Origin of the sequence: Candidatus Electronema sp. TJ (assembly GCF_048287355.1) — a bacterium.
Lineage (GTDB): Bacteria > Desulfobacterota > Desulfobulbia > Desulfobulbales > Desulfobulbaceae > Electronema.
Window position 1 is genome coordinate 1 of sequence record NZ_JBLWEP010000035.1, and the last position, 18,562, is coordinate 18,562.

34 protein-coding genes are annotated in these 18,562 nt (G+C 57.2%); 3 read left to right on the forward strand and 31 right to left on the reverse strand.

Translation table 11 applies throughout. The annotated features are described in order from the left end of the window. The first annotated feature begins 196 nt into the window (after positions 1-196). The 3 genes from ACNKID_RS04250 to ACNKID_RS04260 all read left to right on the forward strand — a co-directional run bounded on the left by ACNKID_RS04250 (position 197) and on the right by ACNKID_RS04260 (position 2,560). Entirely contained in the window at positions 197-1,993 is a 1,797-nt protein-coding gene (locus ACNKID_RS04250) for a tetratricopeptide repeat protein (RefSeq protein WP_417912193.1), read from the forward strand. A 115-nt stretch (positions 1,994-2,108) separates the two neighbouring features. Then, complete coding sequence (locus ACNKID_RS04255; protein WP_417912194.1) at positions 2,109-2,309, forward strand: hypothetical protein; 201 nt, start codon at positions 2,109-2,111, stop codon at positions 2,307-2,309. After that, positions 2,306-2,560: a type II toxin-antitoxin system RelE family toxin gene (locus ACNKID_RS04260; RefSeq protein ID WP_417912195.1), complete on the forward strand. Its 255-nt coding sequence runs from the start codon at positions 2,306-2,308 to the stop codon at positions 2,558-2,560. The genes ACNKID_RS04255 and ACNKID_RS04260 overlap by 4 nt, the downstream gene beginning before the upstream one ends. A gap of 87 nt (positions 2,561-2,647) precedes the next feature. Here ACNKID_RS04260 and ACNKID_RS04265 read toward each other — a convergent pair whose 3' ends face one another. From ACNKID_RS04265 to rpsJ, 31 genes are all read right to left on the reverse strand, one after another. Continuing rightward, a complete protein-coding gene (locus tag ACNKID_RS04265; RefSeq protein WP_417912196.1) occupies positions 2,648-3,412 on the reverse strand; it encodes a YkgJ family cysteine cluster protein in 765 nt (254 codons plus the stop codon). 69 nt (positions 3,413-3,481) lie between these two features. Continuing rightward, positions 3,482-3,892, reverse strand: coding sequence for a 50S ribosomal protein L17 (gene rplQ, locus ACNKID_RS04270; RefSeq protein ID WP_417912197.1), 411 nt, complete (start codon positions 3,890-3,892; stop codon positions 3,482-3,484). Between the two features lie 54 nt (positions 3,893-3,946). Further along, positions 3,947-4,999, reverse strand: a complete 1,053-nt coding sequence (locus ACNKID_RS04275) for a DNA-directed RNA polymerase subunit alpha (RefSeq protein ID WP_417912198.1) — start codon at positions 4,997-4,999, stop codon at positions 3,947-3,949. Positions 5,000-5,019: 20 nt separating this feature from the next. Beyond that, positions 5,020-5,649, reverse strand: coding sequence for a 30S ribosomal protein S4 (rpsD, locus tag ACNKID_RS04280; RefSeq protein WP_417912199.1), 630 nt, complete (start codon positions 5,647-5,649; stop codon positions 5,020-5,022). Positions 5,650-5,745: 96 nt separating this feature from the next. Then, positions 5,746-6,156, reverse strand: a complete 411-nt coding sequence (gene rpsK, locus ACNKID_RS04285; protein ID WP_417912200.1) for a 30S ribosomal protein S11 — start codon at positions 6,154-6,156, stop codon at positions 5,746-5,748. Positions 6,157-6,224: 68 nt separating this feature from the next. Beyond that, a complete protein-coding gene (rpsM, locus tag ACNKID_RS04290) occupies positions 6,225-6,572 on the reverse strand; it encodes a 30S ribosomal protein S13 (protein ID WP_417912201.1) in 348 nt (115 codons plus the stop codon). Positions 6,573-6,610: 38 nt separating this feature from the next. Next, on the reverse strand, positions 6,611-6,724 hold the full coding sequence (gene rpmJ / locus ACNKID_RS04295) for a 50S ribosomal protein L36 (protein WP_417912202.1): 114 nt from the start codon (positions 6,722-6,724) through the stop codon (positions 6,611-6,613). A 22-nt stretch (positions 6,725-6,746) separates the two neighbouring features. Beyond that, a complete protein-coding gene (gene infA, locus ACNKID_RS04300; protein WP_417912203.1) occupies positions 6,747-6,986 on the reverse strand; it encodes a translation initiation factor IF-1 in 240 nt (79 codons plus the stop codon). Between the two features lie 44 nt (positions 6,987-7,030). Next, positions 7,031-7,819 (reverse strand): type I methionyl aminopeptidase, encoded by a 789-nt coding sequence (map, locus tag ACNKID_RS04305; RefSeq protein ID WP_417912204.1) that lies wholly within the window; start codon positions 7,817-7,819, stop codon positions 7,031-7,033. Continuing rightward, the gene (secY, locus tag ACNKID_RS04310; RefSeq protein ID WP_417912205.1) at positions 7,820-9,124 is read right to left on the reverse strand and encodes a preprotein translocase subunit SecY; all 1,305 of its coding nucleotides are present in this window, start codon (positions 9,122-9,124) and stop codon (positions 7,820-7,822) included. 3 nt (positions 9,125-9,127) lie between these two features. Continuing rightward, positions 9,128-9,568: a 50S ribosomal protein L15 gene (rplO, locus tag ACNKID_RS04315; RefSeq protein WP_417912225.1), complete on the reverse strand. Its 441-nt coding sequence runs from the start codon at positions 9,566-9,568 to the stop codon at positions 9,128-9,130. Continuing rightward, positions 9,565-9,750 carry a 50S ribosomal protein L30 gene (gene rpmD, locus ACNKID_RS04320; protein WP_417912206.1) on the reverse strand — a complete coding sequence of 62 codons (186 nt, stop codon included), beginning with the start codon at positions 9,748-9,750 and terminating at the stop codon, positions 9,565-9,567. Before rpmD ends, rplO begins: the two co-directional genes overlap by 4 nt. 28 nt (positions 9,751-9,778) lie before the next feature. Then, complete coding sequence (rpsE, locus tag ACNKID_RS04325) at positions 9,779-10,291, reverse strand: 30S ribosomal protein S5 (RefSeq protein WP_417912207.1); 513 nt, start codon at positions 10,289-10,291, stop codon at positions 9,779-9,781. Positions 10,292-10,327: 36 nt separating this feature from the next. Next, positions 10,328-10,693 carry a 50S ribosomal protein L18 gene (gene rplR / locus ACNKID_RS04330; protein ID WP_417912208.1) on the reverse strand — a complete coding sequence of 122 codons (366 nt, stop codon included), beginning with the start codon at positions 10,691-10,693 and terminating at the stop codon, positions 10,328-10,330. Positions 10,694-10,728: 35 nt separating this feature from the next. Then, entirely contained in the window at positions 10,729-11,283 is a 555-nt protein-coding gene (gene rplF / locus ACNKID_RS04335; protein ID WP_417912209.1) for a 50S ribosomal protein L6, read from the reverse strand. 27 nt (positions 11,284-11,310) lie between these two features. Continuing rightward, on the reverse strand, positions 11,311-11,709 hold the full coding sequence (rpsH, locus tag ACNKID_RS04340) for a 30S ribosomal protein S8 (RefSeq protein WP_417912210.1): 399 nt from the start codon (positions 11,707-11,709) through the stop codon (positions 11,311-11,313). A 48-nt stretch (positions 11,710-11,757) separates the two neighbouring features. Next, complete coding sequence (locus ACNKID_RS04345) at positions 11,758-11,943, reverse strand: type Z 30S ribosomal protein S14 (protein WP_417912211.1); 186 nt, start codon at positions 11,941-11,943, stop codon at positions 11,758-11,760. A 29-nt stretch (positions 11,944-11,972) separates the two neighbouring features. Then, the gene (rplE, locus tag ACNKID_RS04350) at positions 11,973-12,545 is read right to left on the reverse strand and encodes a 50S ribosomal protein L5 (RefSeq protein ID WP_417912212.1); all 573 of its coding nucleotides are present in this window, start codon (positions 12,543-12,545) and stop codon (positions 11,973-11,975) included. 37 nt (positions 12,546-12,582) lie between these two features. Next, complete coding sequence (gene rplX, locus ACNKID_RS04355) at positions 12,583-12,921, reverse strand: 50S ribosomal protein L24 (protein ID WP_417912213.1); 339 nt, start codon at positions 12,919-12,921, stop codon at positions 12,583-12,585. Positions 12,922-12,949: 28 nt separating this feature from the next. After that, positions 12,950-13,318, reverse strand: a complete 369-nt coding sequence (gene rplN / locus ACNKID_RS04360; protein ID WP_417912214.1) for a 50S ribosomal protein L14 — start codon at positions 13,316-13,318, stop codon at positions 12,950-12,952. A gap of 41 nt (positions 13,319-13,359) precedes the next feature. Beyond that, entirely contained in the window at positions 13,360-13,620 is a 261-nt protein-coding gene (gene rpsQ, locus ACNKID_RS04365; RefSeq protein WP_417912215.1) for a 30S ribosomal protein S17, read from the reverse strand. A 32-nt stretch (positions 13,621-13,652) separates the two neighbouring features. Then, positions 13,653-13,850, reverse strand: a complete 198-nt coding sequence (rpmC, locus tag ACNKID_RS04370; RefSeq protein ID WP_417912216.1) for a 50S ribosomal protein L29 — start codon at positions 13,848-13,850, stop codon at positions 13,653-13,655. Next, positions 13,847-14,263 (reverse strand): 50S ribosomal protein L16, encoded by a 417-nt coding sequence (gene rplP, locus ACNKID_RS04375; protein ID WP_417912217.1) that lies wholly within the window; start codon positions 14,261-14,263, stop codon positions 13,847-13,849. Before rplP ends, rpmC begins: the two co-directional genes overlap by 4 nt. 29 nt (positions 14,264-14,292) lie before the next feature. Continuing rightward, positions 14,293-14,940: a 30S ribosomal protein S3 gene (gene rpsC / locus ACNKID_RS04380; RefSeq protein ID WP_417912218.1), complete on the reverse strand. Its 648-nt coding sequence runs from the start codon at positions 14,938-14,940 to the stop codon at positions 14,293-14,295. Between the two features lie 56 nt (positions 14,941-14,996). Then, a complete protein-coding gene (gene rplV, locus ACNKID_RS04385; protein ID WP_417912219.1) occupies positions 14,997-15,329 on the reverse strand; it encodes a 50S ribosomal protein L22 in 333 nt (110 codons plus the stop codon). Between the two features lie 20 nt (positions 15,330-15,349). Next, a complete protein-coding gene (gene rpsS, locus ACNKID_RS04390) occupies positions 15,350-15,625 on the reverse strand; it encodes a 30S ribosomal protein S19 (RefSeq protein ID WP_417912220.1) in 276 nt (91 codons plus the stop codon). Positions 15,626-15,643: 18 nt separating this feature from the next. Then, positions 15,644-16,468, reverse strand: a complete 825-nt coding sequence (gene rplB / locus ACNKID_RS04395) for a 50S ribosomal protein L2 (protein ID WP_417912221.1) — start codon at positions 16,466-16,468, stop codon at positions 15,644-15,646. A gap of 58 nt (positions 16,469-16,526) precedes the next feature. Beyond that, complete coding sequence (locus ACNKID_RS04400; protein ID WP_417912222.1) at positions 16,527-16,817, reverse strand: 50S ribosomal protein L23; 291 nt, start codon at positions 16,815-16,817, stop codon at positions 16,527-16,529. Beyond that, positions 16,814-17,437, reverse strand: coding sequence for a 50S ribosomal protein L4 (rplD, locus tag ACNKID_RS04405; RefSeq protein WP_417912223.1), 624 nt, complete (start codon positions 17,435-17,437; stop codon positions 16,814-16,816). Before rplD ends, ACNKID_RS04400 begins: the two co-directional genes overlap by 4 nt. Positions 17,438-17,461: 24 nt before the next feature. Next, positions 17,462-18,094, reverse strand: coding sequence for a 50S ribosomal protein L3 (gene rplC, locus ACNKID_RS04410; protein WP_417912224.1), 633 nt, complete (start codon positions 18,092-18,094; stop codon positions 17,462-17,464). An 81-nt stretch (positions 18,095-18,175) separates the two neighbouring features. Then, complete coding sequence (gene rpsJ, locus ACNKID_RS04415; RefSeq protein ID WP_417909381.1) at positions 18,176-18,487, reverse strand: 30S ribosomal protein S10; 312 nt, start codon at positions 18,485-18,487, stop codon at positions 18,176-18,178. Positions 18,488-18,562 lie beyond the last annotated feature (75 nt).

Consider the following 18,562-nt stretch of genomic DNA (forward strand, 5'->3'; position numbering starts at 1 on the left):
AAAGCTCCATGCAGATGTTTGAATGCAGCTTTTAAACGTCTGAACAGAGCATTTGCTCGTCCGAAAGCTCCTTTTGAACATGCAGAAGCTGCTTTTGCACGTTGCAAAGCTCCTGCGCAAGGAGCGCAGGGAGGCCGCAGCGGGTAGCTGCCGCATTTTTTTTGAAAGATTGGCGCGTTTGGAGAATAATAGGCGGATGCGGCAGGAATCGGCCTGCGCAAAAGACGAGGAGGAACGGGCAATGAACGAGGTGAGCGTCTGGATTGAGCATCTGCGGCACCCGCTGGTTCTGGCGGGCTTCGGGCTGCTGCTTCTCTTCGCGCTGATCAGGGCCTTCCGGCGCGGAACGCCCCGTTCTGACGCGGGCAAGCTGATTCATCTTCTTGCCCTGCTGGTGATGAGCGGGATTGTGTACTGGAACAAGGACAATCCCGGCATTGCGCTGCCGGTTTTCATCACCCTGCTGGATGTGGCCGCCAATGGCGCGCTGGCTTGGAAGGAGAGCAAGCAGGAAATTGATCCTGGCGGAAAGCCTGCGGTCAATATAACCGCTGCTGGACAAGGACAGATAACGATAAGCGGCGATGTGATCACGGCGGACGGGGATATTGTCGTCAGAAAACAATATATCGGCCTGAGCGAAGAACAGTATGCAGCAGAGAAGCAAAAGGACAGAGACCTTCTTCTCAAAGAGATACGCGCTGCGTTTGGCGATGAGGAGAAGCTTCAACTGCTGGAAGTCCAGTTAAAGGCAGTAGAGGGACAGCTTGCCAATATACAGAAGAGCTATGAGGAAGAAATAGCCCGGCGCAAGGCTGCGAACAAGGCATTAGACGATTTCAAAGGGCAATTACCCGATGCGCGGATTGCCGAGGCCAAGAAAAGTCTTGAGCAAGGCGATGCCGCAGCGGCGGAGCAGCTCTTCGACGAGGTGGCGGACAAGGAGGGCAAGGCCGTTGCCCTTGCCAACTACCAAGGCGGGCAGCTTGCCGAAGGCCGCATTGATTACGCCAAGGCCATGCGCCAGTACAAAAAGGCTGCGGCCCTTGAAGAGGACAACCCGGACTATTTGCTGGCTGCCGGGAAGATGGCTCTCACCCTTGCTGACTATAGTCATGCCCAAGAATGGTTTGAGCGGCTGCTGAAGATTCGGGAGAAGGAGGGCAAGGAGGATAAAGAGCTTGCTCTTGTTCTCGACAGATTAGCTACTCTTCATCAATACCAAGGCGATTACAAGACAGCCGAGCCATTGTTCAAGCGTTCGCTGGCAATCGACGAAAAGAATCTGGGCAAAAACCATCCCGATGTGGCAGCATCCCTGAACAATCTGGCTGGGCTGTATTACTCGCAGGGCCGCTACGAGGACGCGGAGCCGCTGTACAAGCGGTCGCTGGAGATTAAAGAAAAGAGCCTTGGCAAAGACCATCCCGATGTTGCAACCACCCTGAACAATCTGGCTGGGCTGTATGAATCGCAAGGCCGCTACGAGGACGCGGAGCCGCTGTATAAACGTGATCTGGCGATTTCAGAAAAGAGCCTTGGCAAAGATCATCCCTCGGTTGCAACCACCCTGAACAATCTGGCTGGGCTGTACCGTGCGCAGGTCCGCTACGAGGACGCGGAGCCGCTGTATAAACGTGCTCTGGAGATAGTGGAAAAAGTTCTTGGCAAAGACCATCCCGATGTTGCAGCCACCCTGAACAATTTGGCCGAACTGTATCGTGCGCAGGGCCGCTACGAGGACGCGGAGCCGCTGTATAAACGTGCTCTGGAGATAGTGGAAAAAGTTCTTGGCAAGGATCACCCGCACGTGGCGGCAGCCCTGAACAATCTGGCCTTGCTGTATCATGCGCAGGGCAAATACGCAGAAGCCGAGCCTCTGTATCAGCGCAGCCTGTCCATCCTCAAGGCGAAGCTCCCTGCCGGGCATCCGTACATCAAGATGGGACAAGAAAACTACGACGACTTGAAGAGAAAGATGGCGGGGAGGTAGGGGCGTTTCGCGAAACGCCCTTGCTCCGGCTCAATTCAAGCCGCGCCTTTCCTCTTCCAAGGAAACATGCTACAACAAGAAGAGATCAAGAAACAAAAAAACAAGAGGAGCCGCCATGAGTGAAGTGGAAGCCATCGAAGCCCGCATCCGCAGCCTGCCGCCAAGCGAGTTCGCCAGCCTGCGGAAGTGGTTTCATGAATTTGAGAACAGCTGCTGGGACGAGCAGATCGCCTCGGACTGCAAGGCAGGCAAATTCAGCAAGCTGATTGCGAAGGCGCGGGCGGAATATGCGCAAGGCACGGCCCGCGAGCTGTGAGATATTGCGCTTCTTCGGATTTCTGGGAGGCGTACGGGAAGCTGCCCGCAGCTGTTCAAGAGCTGGCCGACAAAAATTTCGAGCTGCTGAAGGATGATCCCCGTCATCCGTCCCTGCATTTCAAGCGCATTGAAGAGTTGTGGTCAGTGCGGGTGGGACGGCAGTATCGCGCCCTCGGCATTGATGTTCCCGACGGCATTCAGTGGATTTGGATCGGCAGCCACGCGGAATACGACCGGCTCGTCGGCTGAATTTTGCGCAGCGCAAGGAAGGGTAAGCGGGCTGTGCAGAACCATTCAAGCAGTTAATCTGTGCGCAGCAGGACAGCGCAGAAAAGATCAGCGCGGCATCAAGGTGCGCCGGTCGCCCAGCACATGCAGCAGCCAGTCAAAGCCGAACTTGAGCAGCTCGCTGTCGTCCTGCTCGATCCGGCGGCGGCGGTCGCGCTCCAGACGGAACCCGGCCAGCAGGTTGTGCTGGCGCACGTAGTCGCGGAATGCGTCAATGTTGCAGCAGACCATGAAGGCAAGCTGCTGAAGCGGCCCGGCAGCTCCTTCGCCCTGCCACGGATTGCTGGCAAAGAAGATGTCCACCTCGGCCCAGAGGTCGTTGAACAGATTGTGCTCATGCAGCCGCTGCTCGCGCTCCCACTGCTTGACGGTCTGCACATGCTCCTCGAAATGCCCTTTGCAGTACGGGTGCCCGGTGAGGAACCAGCGGCTGCGCAGACTGCCGTCCGCCGTCTTTTCAACCGCCCGTTCCAGCGGATAGGTGCGGCAGGCCGAGGGCCGGTCTTTGTACACTGAGCAGCCCTGCTCCGTGAGAAAGGGGCAGGCGTGCCCGCCGTCTTCGCGCATGTTGAGGAAGACCGCCGGAAAGAACGGGTGCGCTCCTGCACCGAGCCGGGTGTGCTCCTGAAGAAATTCGGCGGAACTCAGCCCAAGATTTTCTTTCAGGCGGAGGATGTCGTAGGGGAAAAGCCGCAGCTCGACTTGACGGCAGCAGGACAAGAAGCAGCTCACTTCGGCATGGCAGCGGAAACGGAACGGCTCCGCGCCCAGCTCCGGCCAAGCGGACTGAGGAAGGACGGATTCTGCGGACATGGCAAGAAAAAGGCCGGTCAGATGAACACATCGGACCGGCCTGAATTTGTTCAGCGGAAAAAACTCAGCTTACGCCTCGGCTCCGCTCTGTTCTTCAGCCTGCGGCGCGGCAGGCGCGGGGGCCTCGTAGTTCACCAGTTCGATCAAGGCCATGGACGCAGCGTCACCGGGACGCACGCCGGTGCGGATGATGCGGGTGTAGCCGCCCTGACGATTGGCGTACTGCGGAGCCAGATCGTTGAAGAGCTTGGTCACAAGAGCCTTGGAGCGCACGTAAGAAGCTGCCTGACGGCGGGCGTGAAGATCGCCGCGCTTGCCAAGGGTGATCATCTTCTCAGCAACCCGGCGCAGCTCTTTGGCCTTGGGCAGGGTGGTGACGATGCGCTCGTGCTCAAGCAGGGAAGTCACCATGTTGCGGAGCATGGCCAGCCGGTGGGCGCTGTCTCTGTTCAGCTTGCGGCCTGCGTTTCTATGTCTCATTCTTCTGTCCTTGTCTGTCGGAAAAGCAAATGGGTCAAGAGCGGCTGGTGCGGCTCACTCTTCGTCGTAGCTGCGCTCGCGCTCGCGCTGGTCAGGCGGAATCCAGCCCTCAAGGTTCATGTTGAGCGTCAGGTTGTGCTGCGAGAGCAGTGCCTTGATCTCATTGAGCGACTTGCGGCCAAAGTTCTTGGTCTTCAGCATCTCGGCATCGGTCTTCTGCACCAGCTGGCCGATATATTGGATGTCGGCGTTCTTCAGGCAGTTGGCCGAACGGACCGACAGCTCCAGATCCTCGACATTCTTATCCAAGAAGGCCGGGAAGCCGCCGCCGCCGCCGTCACCCTTCATCCGCTCAGGAAGGTCGGCTTCCTGCTCGTTGAAGTTGATGAAGACCGTCATCTGCTCCTTGAGAATTTTGGCCGCGTAGGCAAGCGCATTCTCCGGCTGCACCGAACCGTCCGTCTCGATTTCCATGGTCAGGCGGTCGTAGTCGGTGTGCTGGCCGACGCGGGCTTGACTGACCACGTACTGCATCCGGCGCACTGGCGAAAAGGCCGCGTCAAGAGAGATCACGCCGATGGGCTGATTCTCCTTTTTGTTCCATTCCGCCGGGACATAGCCCTTGCCCCACTGGATTTCCAGCTCGGCGAGGAAAGAGGCGTTCTCGCCGGTCACCGTGCAGATGTGCTGGTCCGGGTTCATGATCTCCACGCCGGAGCTGCCGTCTATATCTTTCGCTGTGACCACGCCGGGGCCGTCTTTCTTGATGAAGACGATCCGAGGCTCGGCGGAGTTCAGCTTGGGCCGCACCTGCTTGAGGTTGAGAATGATGTCGGCCACATCCTCATGCACCCCTTCGATGGTGGTGAACTCATGCTGCGCCCCTTCGATTTTCACCGAGGTGATGGCCGCGCCCCGGATCGAGGACAGCAGGATTCTGCGCAGGGAATTGCCGATGGTCGCCGCGAAGCCCCGCTCCAGCGGCTGGCAGACAAATTTGCCGTATCTGGAGGAGTGGGTGCTTTTGGCGACTTCCAGCCGTTCCGGCATAACCAAGTTATGCCAGTTCTTGTAAAAGGGATTGTCATCCCGGATTTCCTGTGTCATCCAGCCCACCTGCCCTTGATTTACTTGGAGTACAGCTCGACAATGAGATGCTCGTTGATCGGCATGGTGATCTCATCCCGAACCGGTGCTCTCATCACCTTTCCTTGGAAATTAACCTTGTCCAGCTCCAGCCACGCCGGAATGCCCCGGCGGGCCGCACCGTTCAAGTTTTCCTGAATCATGGTGTTCTTGCGGCTTTTCTCCTTGAGGGAGATCATGTCGCCAGCCTTCACTTGGAACGATGGGATGTCAACTTTCTTGCCGCCGACCTGAAAATGATTGTGGCGGATGAGCTGGCGGGCCTGATCTCTGGAGCTGGCGAAGCCGAGGCGGTACACCGCATTGTCCAGACGGCACTCCAGCATGGCCAGCAGATTGTAGCCAGTCACGCCCTTGGCCCGGTCAGCCTCATGGAAATATCTGCGGAACTGGTCTTCCAGCATGCCGTACATGTGCTTGACCTTCTGCTTCTCGCGCAGCTGCACGGCGTAATCAGAAGACTTGCGGAATTGGTTCTGTCCGTGCTGGCCCGGCGCAAAAGCCCGGCGTTCAAATGAGCACTTGTCAGAATGACAGCGTTCGCCTTTCAGATACAGTTTCAGGTTCTCACGCCTGCACATCCTACAGGAAGCTCCGGTATATCTGGCCACGTATTTTTCCTCTTCAAAAATAAAATCGGTAACGGTTTTACGCTGCGGTCAGCTCTGAGCTGGCAGCGACCGTACAAAAAAACATCACAACTGCGATCAAACCCGGCGGCACTTGGGCGGCTTGCAGCCGTTGTGCGGCACCGGAGTGACATCAACAATCCGGCTGATCTCCAGATCGGTTCCGCTTAAGGCGCGCAGAGCGGATTCGCGGCCCGGCCCCGGCCCTTTCACCCGGACCTCCACTTTGCGCAGGCCATGCTCTTTGGCCTTGGCCACTGCGTCGCTCAGAGCGTTCTGAGCCGCGAAAGGTGTCGATTTGCGCGATCCCTTGAAACCAATAACTCCTGCGCTGGACCAAGAAAGAACATTGCCCAGTTTGTCGGCGACTGTCACCACGGTGTTGTTGAAGGTCGAATAGATGAAAACTATTCCTTCCTGCACATTTTTCCGTTCACGACGCGGGGTTTTCGCTTTGCCCCGGTCAGCTGCCTTTTTCTCCTTTGCCATTTCTGCTCCGTGTCAGCACTTCCGCCTGCTGCGGACGTGTCTTTTGCTTATCGTGTCAAGTCCGCTGTTCAGCGTCTGGGACCCTTGCGGGTTCTGGCGTTGGTCTTGGTCCGCTGGCCCCGGCAGGGCAGCCCCTGGCGGTGGCGGCGGCCCCGGTAGGTGCCGAGATCAATCAGCCGCTTGATGTCCATCGCCACCTCGCGCCGCTTGTCGCCTTCCACGACATGCTCGGCCTCGATGATCAGCCTGATGCGGTTCACATCGTCGGCGCTCAGGTCGTCAGAGTTCATCTGATAGGGCAGGTCCGCTTTGTCCAGAATTTGCCGGGCGGTCGTGAGACCGATGCCGTAAATATAGGTGAGCGCCCTGTCCATGTGCTTGTTCCGTGGCAAATCCACGCCTGCTATACGTGCCAAAGCTCTGCTCCTTTTCGTCGCTGTTGCCGCCTGAGAGATTATCCCTGCCGCTGCTTGTGTTTCGCGTTCTTGCAGGTGACCCGGACAACGCCCTTGCGTTTGAGAATCTTGCAGTCACTGCATATTTTTTTGACAGATGATCGCACTTTCATGATCGCGCATTCCTTCTCTGTGTCATTTGCCCTTCCCGGGAGTTCCTTTGGAGCGGAATGTCACCCGCCCTCTGGTCAGGTCGTAAGGAGAAAGCTCCACCGTCACCCGGTCGCCGGGAAGAATTTTAATATAGTGCATCCGCATCTTGCCGGAGATATGGGCCAGCACTTTGTGCCCGTTTTCCAGCTCCACCCGGAACATCGCATTGGGCAACGGCTCAATGATCGTTCCTTCGACTTCAATGGCTTCTTCTTTCGCCATATTTTTTCCGTCCACTGTAATAGTTGCACACGGAAAAAGCAAGATCAGACCGCAGTCTTCTCACCTTCCCGCCTGCTCAGGACCAGCGGCCCAGCCGCCGTCGCCGCCACTGAATGCTCGAAATGGGCGGAGAGCCTGCGGTCCGCCGTGACCACAGTCCAGCCGTCCTTCAGCACCTTGACCTTGTATGTTCCGGCATTGACCATCGGCTCGATGGCCAGCACCATGCCTTCGACAATCCTTGGCGAAGGCTTGTCCCGCTGGACATAATTAGGCACTTCCGGACCCTCGTGCAGCCCTCTGCCGATGCCGTGACCAACAAAGTCCCGCACCACCGAATACCCATGCCGCTCGGCATGGGTCTGAATCGCTTTGGAGATGTCGGAAATTCTATTGCCGACCTGCACTTGGCGTATGCCCAGCTCCAGAGCCTGACGGGTGACTTCCAGCAGCTGGCGGTGCTTGTCGGAAATACTGCCTACCGGCACAGTGATCGCTGAATCACCGTAATAGCCTTTGTACAAGGCACCAAAATCAAGGGAGATTATGTCGCCTTCAGCCACTTTGACTTTCTTGGAGGCGATGCCATGCACTACCACCTCGTTGACCGAGACGCAGAGGTTGCCGGGAAAACCCCGGTAGCCGCGAAAGGCCGGAGACGCGCCGTGATCCCGGCAGCACTCCTCCGCCCAACGGTCCATCTGCATGGTGGTGGTTCCGGGAACGATCCGTTCCTCCAGCATTTGCAACACGCTGGCGGCGATCCGGTTCGCCTGGCGCATGATCTCAATTTCGGCTGGACTTTTGACGGTGATTTCTTTTTCGCCGCCCAATCAACGCCCTTTCAGTTTTGCGCTTTTCATGAAGCCTTCGTAGTTGCGCATGACGAGATGGGACTGCACCTTGGATATGGTGTCAATGGCCACGCCAACCACAATCAGCAAAGCTGTGCCGCCGAAATAGAACGGAATGCTGAAGCGGTGAATCAGCACGGTCGGCAGCACGCAGACAGCGGCCAGATAGATGGAGCCGACCACGGTCAAACGAATCAGAACCTTATCAATAAACTCCGCTGATTTTTTGCCAGGCCGAATGCCAGGAATGAAACCGCCATTCTTTTTCAGATTTTCCGCCACCTCATCGGGGTTGAACGTCACCGCCGTATAAAAGAAGCAGAAAAAGATGATCATGCCGACATCAAGCAGGTAGTAATATATTGTTCCCGGAGACATAGCCGCCGATGCCCGCTGCACCCAGTCAATTTGGATAAAATTGCCGATGGTGGCCGGAAACATCATGATGGATGAGGCAAAAATCGGCGGGATAACACCGGCGATATTAATCTTCAACGGCAGATGCGACGATTGTCCGCCATATACCCGCCTGCCCACAACCCGCTTGGCGTATTGGATAGGAATTTTACGCTGAGCTGTCTCAAAATAAACCACTAACGCAACCACGCCAAACATCATCGCCAGCAGCAGCGGCACGAGTATGAACGGAATTTGGCCGGACTGAATGATCTGGATCGAATTGCCCACTGCCGCAGGCATTCTGGCGATGATGCCCGCATAAATGATCATAGAGATGCCGTTGCCGATGCCGCGCTCAGTCATCTGTTCGCCCAGCCACATGATGAAGGCTGTGCCGGAGGTCAGTGTCAGCACAGTCAGCAGCTTGAAATCCCAGCCCGGATGCAGGACGATCGGCGCACCACCAGACGGCGCGGACATGTTCTCCAACCCCGTAGCGATGAACAGCCCCTGCACCAAAGCCAATGCCACCGTGCCGAAGCGGGTGTAGGTGGTGATCTTTCGCTGTCCGACGGCCCCCTCCTTCTTCAAACTTTCCAACTGCGGAATAACCACCGTCAGCAGCTGGATGATAATTGAAGCGGAGATGTATGGCATGATGCCAAGAGCAAATATGGAGAAGTTCTCCAGTGCGCCGCCGGAAAACATGTTGAACATGCCAAACAACGTTTTAGCGTTTTGCTCGAAAAACGCAGCCAATGCCTCGCCGTTGATGCCGGGCGTAGGTATCTGCACCCCCATCCGGTACACCAACAGCATTAAAAGGGTGAAAACAGCCCTTTTGCGAAGCTCAGGAATATGTGCTGCGCTAGCAAGTCCGCTCATAGACTACTCCTTGACTGCGCCTCCGGCAGCAAGGATTTTTTCCTTGGCACCTTGGCTGACTTTATCCGCCTCAACAGTCACGGCTTTGCTAATCTCGCCATTGGCAAGCACTTTAAGTAGCCTGCTGTCTTTGCCGCCGATCAGACCAGCTGCGAGCAGGGCTTCGCGGTTGACCACCGCGCCTGCCTCAAAACGGTCCAAATCCGACAGGCTGATGATCAGATATTCTTTTTTGAATTTGTTGGTGAAACCAATCTTGGGCAGACGGCGGTGCAGCGGCATCTGTCCACCCTCGAAACCTGCCTTCATCGAAAAGCCGGTGCGTGCCTTGGCACCTTTGTGGCCTTTGCCCGCAGTTTTGCCGTGTCCTGTGCCTTGGCCGCGTCCGATCCGCTTCCGCTGTTTGCGGGAGCCTTCAGTCGGCGAAAGATTGTTCAGCTTCAGCATTGTTTTTCCTCCACCCGCACCAGATGCTGCACTTTCCGTATCATACCTCTGATCTCAGGAGTGTCCTTTCTGGTGACCGTTTTCTGCATCTTCAGCCCCAGACCGGTCAGCGTAGCGCGGATTTTCTCCGTGCTGCCTATACCGCTCTTGACTTGGGTTATTGTCACAGTGTCGCTCATGATTCAATCTCGTGGTTATGATTGCCGATCAGGCCACCATCCCGTCCGCAGCCAGCCCGCGCAGACGGGCGATCTCCTCGACAGTACGCAGCCTTCTCAGGCCGTCCATCGTCGCCTTGACCATGTTGTGCGGATTGTTGGAGCCTTGGCATTTGGTGAGGATGTTCTGCACCCCGGCGGCCTCCAGCACGGCGCGGACAGGGCCGCCCGCGATGACTCCGGTGCCGTCAGAAGCAGGCCGCAGCATCACCTTGCCAGACTTAAACTTGCCGTCCACATAATGGGGAATGGACACGTCGGTCATGGCAATTTTCTTCATGTCCTTGCGGGCGCGCTCCACACCTTTGCGGATCGCCTCCGGCACCTGATTAGCCTTGCCCAAGCCTTGGCCGACCCGGCCTTTGCCGTCGCCGACCACGACGATGGCACTGAAGCTGAAACGGCGACCGCCCTTGACAACTTTGGCGACGCGGTTGATAAAAACGATCTTTTCGATCAGCTCGTCCTGATTGCCTTCTTTGGCACGTTTTAAATCAGCCAAGAAACACCTCCGATCTGGTGAATTTGTCCGTGTGGATTACAGATTCAGACCGCCCTGCCGGGCACCGTCCGCAAGGGCTTTGACCCGGCCATGATACAGATTGCCGCCCCGGTCGAACACCACCTTGGCGATTCCGGCGGCAAGGGCGCGTTTGGCCGCCATCTCGCCCACCCGGCCCGCCTGAGCCACCTTGCCTTTCAGATCAGCTGCCTCAAACTCCTTATCCTCCGTGGACATGGAGATCAGCGTCCGATGCTGGGTGTCGTCAATGATCTGCACGTAAATATGCCGGTTGCTGCGGAAAACACGCATTCTCGGACGCTCCGGCGTGCCGGTGATCTTGGTGCGTATTCTTCTGATCCGTTTATTCCGCGCTGTCAGCTTGATGCTTTGCTTTGCCATGACTTCATCCTTGAATTATCCTGAAAGCCGGAGAGTTATTTTTTCTTCGCGCCTTTCGCGCCGGACTTGCCCGCCTTGCGGACGATATGCTCGCCAGCATAGCGGATGCCCTTGCCTTTGTACGGCTCAGGCTTGCGGATCGCCCTGATGGTCGCGGCTGTCTGACCCACCTGCTCCTTGTCTATGCCGGAGATGGTGATGTTGTTGCTTTTGTCCACAGCGGCGGCGATGCCTGTCGGCAGCTTGAACTCCACCGGAATGGAGTAGCCGACGTTGAGGGTCAGCTTGGCACCTTCCACGGCAGCACGGTAACCTACGCCCTCCACGGCCAGCACTTTCTCAAAACCCTTGTCCACGCCGGTGACCATGTTGTTAACCAGCGTCCGGGTCAACCCCCAGTAGGCAGAAACCTGCCGTCCGCCGCCCTTGGGCTTGAAGACTAATTGGCTGCCCTGCTGCTCGACATCGATTTCCGGGCGAAGCCTCCGCTCCAGCGTCCCCTTTTTACCGGTGACTTTGATTTGGGTGCCCTGAATTTCCACTTTGACTCCGCCTGGCAGCTCGACAGGCGATTTTCCGATTCGCGACATTTTCTTATCTCCTCTCAGGCCGGACGGCTACCATACTTCACAGAGCAGCTCACCGCCGACGTTCAGCCGCCGCGCTTCGCGGTCTGAAATCACTCCCTTGGACGTGGTCAGTATGCCCACGCCGAGACCGCTCATCACTTTGGGAATGGCATCGTTCTTTTTATACTGGCGCAGTCCGGGCTTGGACACCCGGCGGATGCCGGTGATGACCTGCTCACGGTTCGGACCGTACTTCAGCTCGATTCTGATGACACCCTGCACGCCTTGGTCGGCAAGCTGATAACCGGCGATGTAGCCCTCGTTCTTCAGCACTTCGGCCACCCTGACCTTCAGCTTTGACTGCGGAATCTCCACCGTGTCAAAATTCGCCCGGACAGCATTTCGTATTCTGGTCAGAAAATCCGCCAGCGGATCACTCATCGACATCCGAATTACCTCTGTGAAATATGCGTTTAATGCCTGACACCCGGCGGACTACCAGCTGGACTTGGTCACGCCGGTGATTTTGCCTTCCGACGCAAGTTTGCGGAAGCAGAGTCTACAGCAGCCGAACTTGCGCAGATAGCCGCGCGGGCGCCCGCAGAGCTTGCACCGGTTATAGGTGCGCACCTCAAATTTTTGCTTCCGTCCCGCCTTGGCGATCAGTGATTTTTTTGCCATGGAAAATCTCCCGCTTTAATAGTTCCGGCTCACGCCGCCGCTTTGCCGTCATCGGCCTTCTGCTGCTGGCGGAACGGCATTCCCAGTATGGACAGCAAGGCGCGGCTCTCATCATCCGTTTTGGCAGTGGTGACGATAGTGATGTTCAGTCCCCTGATCTTGTCAATCTTGTCATAGTCAATCTCAGGGAAGATGATGTGCTCCTTCACGCCCATCGAGAAGTTGCCTCTGCCGTCAAAGCCCTTGGCGGAGATGCCCCGGAAGTCACGCACGCGCGGCAGGGCGATGTTGATCAGCTTGGACAAAAAATCGTACATCCGTTCCTTGCGCAGGGTCACACAGGCCCCTATGGGCATCCCCTCACGCAGCTTGAAGGTCGAGATAGACTTTCTAGCCCGGGTGACCACAGCCTTCTGGCCTGCGATCATCGTCAGCTCGCCCGCCGCCTTCTCGACGATCTTGGGGTTCTGCACCGCCTCGCCCAGACCCATGTTGAGAACGATCTTCTCCAGCTTCGGAATCTGAAACATGTTCTTGTATCCGAACGCCTTCTGGAGTTGCGGTCTGCACTCGTTCTCGTACAGTTCCTTCATTGTCGCCATTCTTATTTGCTCCGTCGTCCTGTAACCGGCAGATTGCTCACTTTCCGGATTTTATCAAGGTGGCACCGCATTTCTTGCAGACCCGGACTTTTGTGCCATCCTCAAGGAACTTTTTCCCTGTGCGGACTGTCTTCGCGCACTCCGGGCAGACAAGCATGAGATTTGAGATGTGAATGGGGGCTTCCTTTTTGACGATCTCGCCCGGCTGCTGTGCGCCAACAGCCTTCTGGTGCTTGGTGATCACATTGATCCGCTCGACCACGGCCCGGCTGTTCTCCCGGTCAATTCTGAGGATTTTGCCGACACGCCCCTTATCTTTGCCGGCAATAACTTCCACCTGATCGTTCTTCTGCAAACTTGTCTGTCCCTGCCGCATCTTCTCTATCCTCGCTTCCTGCCCCGCCTCACAGCACTTCCGGCGCAAGAGATATAATCTTCATAAAACCGAGCGACCGCAGTTCACGGGCTACCGGCCCAAAAATTCGCGTCCCTACCGGCTCGCCGCCGCCAGAGAGCAACACTGCCGCGTTGTCATCAAAACGGACCGTGGTATTTTCAGGGCGACTGATTTCCTTCTTCGTTCGCACTACTACCGCGTTCATCACGTCGCCTTTTTTGACTTTGGCATGAGGCAGAGCCTCCTTGACGGTGACGACGATTACGTCGCCGATGCTGGCGTAACGACGGCCTGTGCCGCCCAGCACCCGGATGCAGAGCACTTCTTTGGCTCCTGAATTGTCAGCGACATTCAGTCTGCTTTCTGTCTGAATCATAATTATATCACCTTGCGCTCAAAAGCCGTTGTCAATATCAATCAGACGGCCCGCTGGACAATGGTTCTGACCAGCCAACGTTTGTGCCTGGACAGAGGACGGCATTCCTCAATCAGGACAGTGTCGCCAACCTTGCATTCGTTAGCCTCGTCATGAGCCATGTAGCTCACCCTGCGGCGGATGTACTTGCCGTACAACTTGTGTTTGACTTTCCGCTCGACCGTGACGACCACCGTCTTGTCCATGCTGTTGCTCTTCACACAACCCAACTGGGTTTTTCTGGTGCTTGAATTCTCGCTCATTCTCTATGATCCGGTGCTGTATCCTGCCGTCATCAGGCCTGTTCGGTCAGAACGGTCTGCACTCTGGCTATATCCTTCCGCAGCTGCCGCAGCCGGGCTGGATTCTCCAGCCGCCGCACCCCGTGCTGAAATCTGAGCTTGAACAGCTCCTCGCGCAGCTCCTTCTCCTTCTTGCGCAGCTCCTCGCCGCTCATCTTGCGCAGCTCGCTGGCTTTGGCTTGATTCTTCATATTGTGCTGCTCCTGGCGATGATCTTGGTCGGGAACGGCAGCTTGTAGGAAGCCAGCCGCAACGCCTCCTTGGCCACATCTTCCGGCACTCCTTTCAGCTCATACAGAATCCGGCCCGGATTGATGACCGCCGCCCAGTGGTCCGGCACTCCCTTGCCTCCGCCCATGCGGGTCTCAGCAGGCTTCTTGGTGATAGACTTGTCCGGAAAAACTCTGATCCACAACTGGCCGCCGCGCTTCACTTTGCGGTTGATGGCGATACGGGCTGCCTCAATCTGCTGCGAAGTCATGCGCCCACAGCCCTCCGCCTTCAGGGCGTAGTCGCCAAAGGCGAGCTGGGAGCCGCGCTGGGCTTCGCCCCGCATCCTGCCTTTATGCTGCTTCCTGTGCTTTACTTTGCGTGGACTTAACATATTTCAACACCTGCCGTCCGCACGGCACATTACTGCTCGACAGGCACGTCGCCTGTCAGCACTTCGCCTTTGAATATCCAGACTTTCACCCCGATCTGGCCGTAGGTGGTGCTGGCCTCCGCCATACCGTAGTCAATGTCCGCCCGCAGCGTGTGCAGGGGCACCCGGCCCTCTTTGAACCACTCAGTTCTAGACATCTCCGCCCCGCCGAGACGTCCAGAGCAGGAAATTTTGATGCCCTTGACCCCAAAGCGGAGCGCACTGCTGATGGCCTTCTTCATCGCCCGGCGGAAGGCGATGCGCTTTTCCAGCTGGGAGGTGATGTTCTCGGCCACCAGCTGGGCATCGGCCTCAGGCCGCCGCACTTCTTGGATGTCCAGCATGCACTCTCGGCCAAACTTCTGCTCGATGTCTTTCTTCAGATTCTCTATCTCGGCACCTTTCTTGCCGATGACGATGCCAGGCCGCGCCGTGAACAGTTTGACCCGCACCTTGTCGCCGGTCCGCTCGATGACGATGCGGGACACGCCGGCGTGATACAGCTTTTTTTTCAGATAGCTGCGGATCTGCTGATCCTGATGCAGATTGGCGGCGTAGTCCTTGTCAGCATACCAGATGGAATCCCATGTTCTGGTGATGTTGAGCCGCAGCCCTACAGGATTGACTTTTTGTCCCAACGTGTCCTCCGTGTTCCCTGTGCAGTTGATCTCTAAAATCCGACGGAGCGGCCTGTTCAGGCCTCATCGACGACCACAGTGATGTGGCTGGTCCGTTTCAGTATTCTGCCGGCCCGGCCCATGGCCCGGGGCCGGAACCTCTTCAGCATCGGCCCGCCGTTGATCTGGATTTCCTTCACATACAGGGTGTCCACATCAATGGTTTCGGTCTGCTCGGCATTGGCCACAGCAGACTGCAGCACCTTGCGCAGTATCCTGGCCGCTTTCTTGGGCATGAATCTGAGGGTGGTGACAGCGGTCTCCACATCTTTGCCCCGGACCACGTCAGCCACCAGTCTCGCTTTCTGCGGGGAGATGCGGATGTGTTTGGCGACGGCTCTTGCTTCCATCGTTAGCTCCTGATAGTGTTCTATTTCTTCGCTTTGGCCTTTTTATCCGCCGCATGTCCGTGGTAGGTTCTCGTCGGCGAGAACTCACCCAGTTTGTGCCCCACCATGTTCTCCGACACATAAACCGGGATGAACTTCTTGCCGTTGTGCACGGCGAAGGTCAGGCCCACCATCTCAGGAACAATGTCCGACCGTCTGGACCAAGTTTTTATAACCTTTCCCGCCCCTTGTGCTCCCGCCACCTTCTTCATCAGGTGATCGTCCACAAAAGGCCCTTTTTTGACTGAACGCGCCATGTCGGTATTCTCCTGAAATTACTTGCGCTTGGTGACAATGTCCCGGCTGGAGGTCTTCTTGCGCCGACGGGTTTTGTAGCCCTTGGTCGGCATGCCCCATGGTGAGCATGGATGCCTTCCGCCAGAGCTCTTGCCCTCACCGCCGCCCATCGGATGATCAACCGGGTTCATGGCTACGCCGCGCACGGTGGGCCGCTTACCCAGCCAACGGGAACGTCCAGCTTTGCCCAGCTTTTCGCTGCTGTGCTCGGAGTTGCCGACCGCACCGATGCAGGCCCGGCACTGGCTGTTGAAACGGCGCACCTCTCCAGAAGGCAGCTTGACCAGCACATGCTCGCCCTCTTTGGCCATCAGCTGGGCCGCCGAGCCGGCGGAGCGGACAATCTGCGCACCCTTGCCGATCTTCATCTCCACGTTGTGGATGATCGTGCCCAGCGGAATGCTGCTCATCGGCAGACAGTTGCCCGGTTTGATGTCCGCGTCCGAGCCGGCGGTCAGCATGTCGCCGACACTGATGCCTTCCGGCGCGATGATGTAGGATTTCTCTCCGTCCAGATAATGCAGCAGAGCAATGTTGGCGGAGCGGTTCGGATCATATTCAAGAGCGGCAACCTTCGCCGGCACGCCGGTCTTGTTCCGTTTCCAGTCAATGATGCGGTATTTGCGCTTATGCCCGCCGCCCCGATGCCAAGCGGTGACCCGTCCGTAGGCGTTGCGACCGCCGGTGCTCTTCAGGGGCGCGAGCAGGCTCTTTTCAGGAGCCTTGTCAGAAAGCTCAGGGTGCACCACGGCCACATGATGCCTTTTGCCCGGTGATGTCGGTTTATGGGTCCTGATTGCCATTTTCCTTTCCGTTTATCTGTAAAAGCGTTGCACTGCGGTCCGCAGTCTCAAGGGAATGTTACAGCTCGTCAAGATAGTTTATTTTCCCCTGCGACAGGGTGATATAGGCTTTTTTCCAGTCGCTGGTGCGCCCGACGGATTTTGCCCCGACCCGTTTTTTCTTGCCGCGCATGGCGACAGTCCGCACAGAAGAGACCTTGACATCAAACAGCTGCTCGACCGCTTTTCTGATCTCAATCTTATTGGCTGCCGAAGCGACTCTGAAGGTCAATGTGCCCTGCTTCTCTTGAAGCGCGTTGGACTTCTCGGTCAGGCACGGCTCTTTGACGATGTCATAAATGTTTTTCATACCATCAGCCTCGCTTCCAGCTGCTCCAGAGTTGCCCTGAGGATCATGAGCTTGTCATGCTTCAGGATGTCATACACATTCAGCCCCGCCACCGGCATGATCTGATAGCCGACCGCGTTGCGGGCCGACAGCAGGAGGTTGGCATTTTCTTTCTCCGCAACCAGCAGGCAGTTGTCAAAGGCGAAATTCTTCATCACCGCGACAAATTCCTTGGTCTTGGGCGCATTCATCTCGAACTGGTCGAGAATGACCAAGTTGCCCTCGGCCATGCGGGCGGAAATCGCCATGCGTAATGCCAGCCGCCGGACTTTTTTCGGCATGGAGTAGCTGTAGTCCCGTGGCTGCGGGCCGAAGGCCGTGCCGCCGCCGCACCAGACCGACGAGCGGCTGCTGCCTGCTCTGGCCCGGCCTGTGCCTTTCTGCTTCCACGGCTTGATGCCGCCGCCGCTGACCATGCCTCTGGTCTTGGTCGCCGCGTTGCCGCTGCGCTTGCAGGCCCGCTGCATGCAGACCACTTCATGCAGGATTCCTGTATTCACCGGAACAGCGAACAGGCTGTCGCTCAGTTCTATCTCCGCGACCTTCTGCGCCGAGGTGTTCATCACATCACAAACTGCCATGAGTCCTCTCCCTTGCAAGGCAGGCTATGCCTTGGTGTAAATGCTGAGCAAGCCGTTTTTCGCACCAGGAACCGCGCCTTTCACCAGCAGGATGTTCTCCTCAGGACGAATGTCAACCACGGTGAGATTCTTGATGGTCTTCCGGTCCGTGCCCATGTGCCCCGGCAGCTTTTTGCCTTTGATGACCCGGCTGGGGTACGCGCTGCTGCCGATGGCACCCGGCTGGCGCTGAAAATCCGAACCATGTGTCTCGCGGCCGCCGCCGAAGCCGTGCCGTTTGATCACGCCTTGGAAGCCCCGGCCCTTGCTCTGTCCGGTGACATCAATCTTGTCGCCAACCTTAAACAGCTCGCTGACGCTGATCTGCTGGCCCAGCTCGTAGGCTTTAGCGTTCTCCACCCGGAACTCGCGGACATGATAATAGCCGGTTCCTCCAGATTTTTTGAAGTGACCAGCCTCCGGCTTGATCATCCGGGAGGCTTTTTTCTCGCGGAAGCCCACCTGAATGGCGTTGTACCCTTCTTTGCCGACGGTCTTCCGCTGCAGCACGAAGCAGGGACCGGCTTCGATGACGGTGACGGGGCTGGCTTGGCCAAACTCGTTATAGACTCTGGTCATGCCCAGTTTCCGTCCCAGTATTCCATTTGTATTCGGCATTTGCTTAACCTGTAACGTGAACTCTGTTCAAAAGGCGGAACCAGCCCTCCGGCTTCCTCCCAGCCACCAAATCAGGCTGCCTCAGGGCAGCTTGATCTCCACATCAACACCTGCTGACAATTGCAGCTTCATGAGCGAGTCAATAGTCTGCTGGGTCGGCTCCAGTATGTCGAGCAGACGGCGGTGCGTCCGCATTTCAAACTGCTCACGCGACTTCTTGTCGCAGTGCGGCGAACGCAGCACAGTGTATTTGTTGATGCTGGTCGGCAGCGGAATCGGGCCGGCCACGGTCGCACCGGTGCGCCGCGCTGTCTCGACGATTTCCGAAGTGGACTGGTCAAGCAGCTTGTAGTCGTAGCCTTTGAGCCTGATGCGTATCTTATCTGTGGAGATCATGAATTCCTCTTGCTTGCCCGCTCGTTACTCAAGAATTTTGACGATGACCCCTGCGCCGACGGTGCGGCCGCC

What these genes read in the sequence shown, in the direction of transcription:
- ACNKID_RS04250 (WP_417912193.1), top strand. Translation starts at nt 197, where the DNA reads ATGCGGCAGGAATCGGCCTGCGCAAAAGACGAGGAGGAACGGGCAATG.
- ACNKID_RS04255 (WP_417912194.1), top strand. Translation starts at nt 2,109, where the DNA reads ATGAGTGAAGTGGAAGCCATCGAAGCCCGCATCCGCAGCCTGCCGCCA.
- ACNKID_RS04265 (WP_417912196.1), bottom strand. Translation starts at nt 3,412, where the DNA reads ATGTCCGCAGAATCCGTCCTTCCTCAGTCCGCTTGGCCGGAGCTGGGC.
- rplQ (WP_417912197.1), bottom strand. Translation starts at nt 3,892, where the DNA reads ATGAGACATAGAAACGCAGGCCGCAAGCTGAACAGAGACAGCGCCCAC.
- ACNKID_RS04275 (WP_417912198.1), bottom strand. Translation starts at nt 4,999, where the DNA reads ATGACACAGGAAATCCGGGATGACAATCCCTTTTACAAGAACTGGCAT.
- rpsK (WP_417912200.1), bottom strand. Translation starts at nt 6,156, where the DNA reads ATGGCAAAGGAGAAAAAGGCAGCTGACCGGGGCAAAGCGAAAACCCCG.
- rpmJ (WP_417912202.1), bottom strand. Translation starts at nt 6,724, where the DNA reads ATGAAAGTGCGATCATCTGTCAAAAAAATATGCAGTGACTGCAAGATT.
- infA (WP_417912203.1), bottom strand. Translation starts at nt 6,986, where the DNA reads ATGGCGAAAGAAGAAGCCATTGAAGTCGAAGGAACGATCATTGAGCCG.
- secY (WP_417912205.1), bottom strand. Translation starts at nt 9,124, where the DNA reads ATGAGCGGACTTGCTAGCGCAGCACATATTCCTGAGCTTCGCAAAAGG.
- rpmD (WP_417912206.1), bottom strand. Translation starts at nt 9,750, where the DNA reads ATGAGCGACACTGTGACAATAACCCAAGTCAAGAGCGGTATAGGCAGC.
- rplR (WP_417912208.1), bottom strand. Translation starts at nt 10,693, where the DNA reads ATGGCAAAGCAAAGCATCAAGCTGACAGCGCGGAATAAACGGATCAGA.
- rplF (WP_417912209.1), bottom strand. Translation starts at nt 11,283, where the DNA reads ATGTCGCGAATCGGAAAATCGCCTGTCGAGCTGCCAGGCGGAGTCAAA.
- rpsH (WP_417912210.1), bottom strand. Translation starts at nt 11,709, where the DNA reads ATGTCGATGAGTGATCCGCTGGCGGATTTTCTGACCAGAATACGAAAT.
- ACNKID_RS04345 (WP_417912211.1), bottom strand. Translation starts at nt 11,943, where the DNA reads ATGGCAAAAAAATCACTGATCGCCAAGGCGGGACGGAAGCAAAAATTT.
- rplE (WP_417912212.1), bottom strand. Translation starts at nt 12,545, where the DNA reads ATGGCGACAATGAAGGAACTGTACGAGAACGAGTGCAGACCGCAACTC.
- rplX (WP_417912213.1), bottom strand. Translation starts at nt 12,921, where the DNA reads ATGCGGCAGGGACAGACAAGTTTGCAGAAGAACGATCAGGTGGAAGTT.
- rplN (WP_417912214.1), bottom strand. Translation starts at nt 13,318, where the DNA reads ATGATTCAGACAGAAAGCAGACTGAATGTCGCTGACAATTCAGGAGCC.
- rpsQ (WP_417912215.1), bottom strand. Translation starts at nt 13,620, where the DNA reads ATGAGCGAGAATTCAAGCACCAGAAAAACCCAGTTGGGTTGTGTGAAG.
- rpmC (WP_417912216.1), bottom strand. Translation starts at nt 13,850, where the DNA reads ATGAAGAATCAAGCCAAAGCCAGCGAGCTGCGCAAGATGAGCGGCGAG.
- rplP (WP_417912217.1), bottom strand. Translation starts at nt 14,263, where the DNA reads ATGTTAAGTCCACGCAAAGTAAAGCACAGGAAGCAGCATAAAGGCAGG.
- rplV (WP_417912219.1), bottom strand. Translation starts at nt 15,329, where the DNA reads ATGGAAGCAAGAGCCGTCGCCAAACACATCCGCATCTCCCCGCAGAAA.
- rpsS (WP_417912220.1), bottom strand. Translation starts at nt 15,625, where the DNA reads ATGGCGCGTTCAGTCAAAAAAGGGCCTTTTGTGGACGATCACCTGATG.
- rplB (WP_417912221.1), bottom strand. Translation starts at nt 16,468, where the DNA reads ATGGCAATCAGGACCCATAAACCGACATCACCGGGCAAAAGGCATCAT.
- ACNKID_RS04400 (WP_417912222.1), bottom strand. Translation starts at nt 16,817, where the DNA reads ATGAAAAACATTTATGACATCGTCAAAGAGCCGTGCCTGACCGAGAAG.
- rplD (WP_417912223.1), bottom strand. Translation starts at nt 17,437, where the DNA reads ATGGCAGTTTGTGATGTGATGAACACCTCGGCGCAGAAGGTCGCGGAG.
- rplC (WP_417912224.1), bottom strand. Translation starts at nt 18,094, where the DNA reads ATGCCGAATACAAATGGAATACTGGGACGGAAACTGGGCATGACCAGA.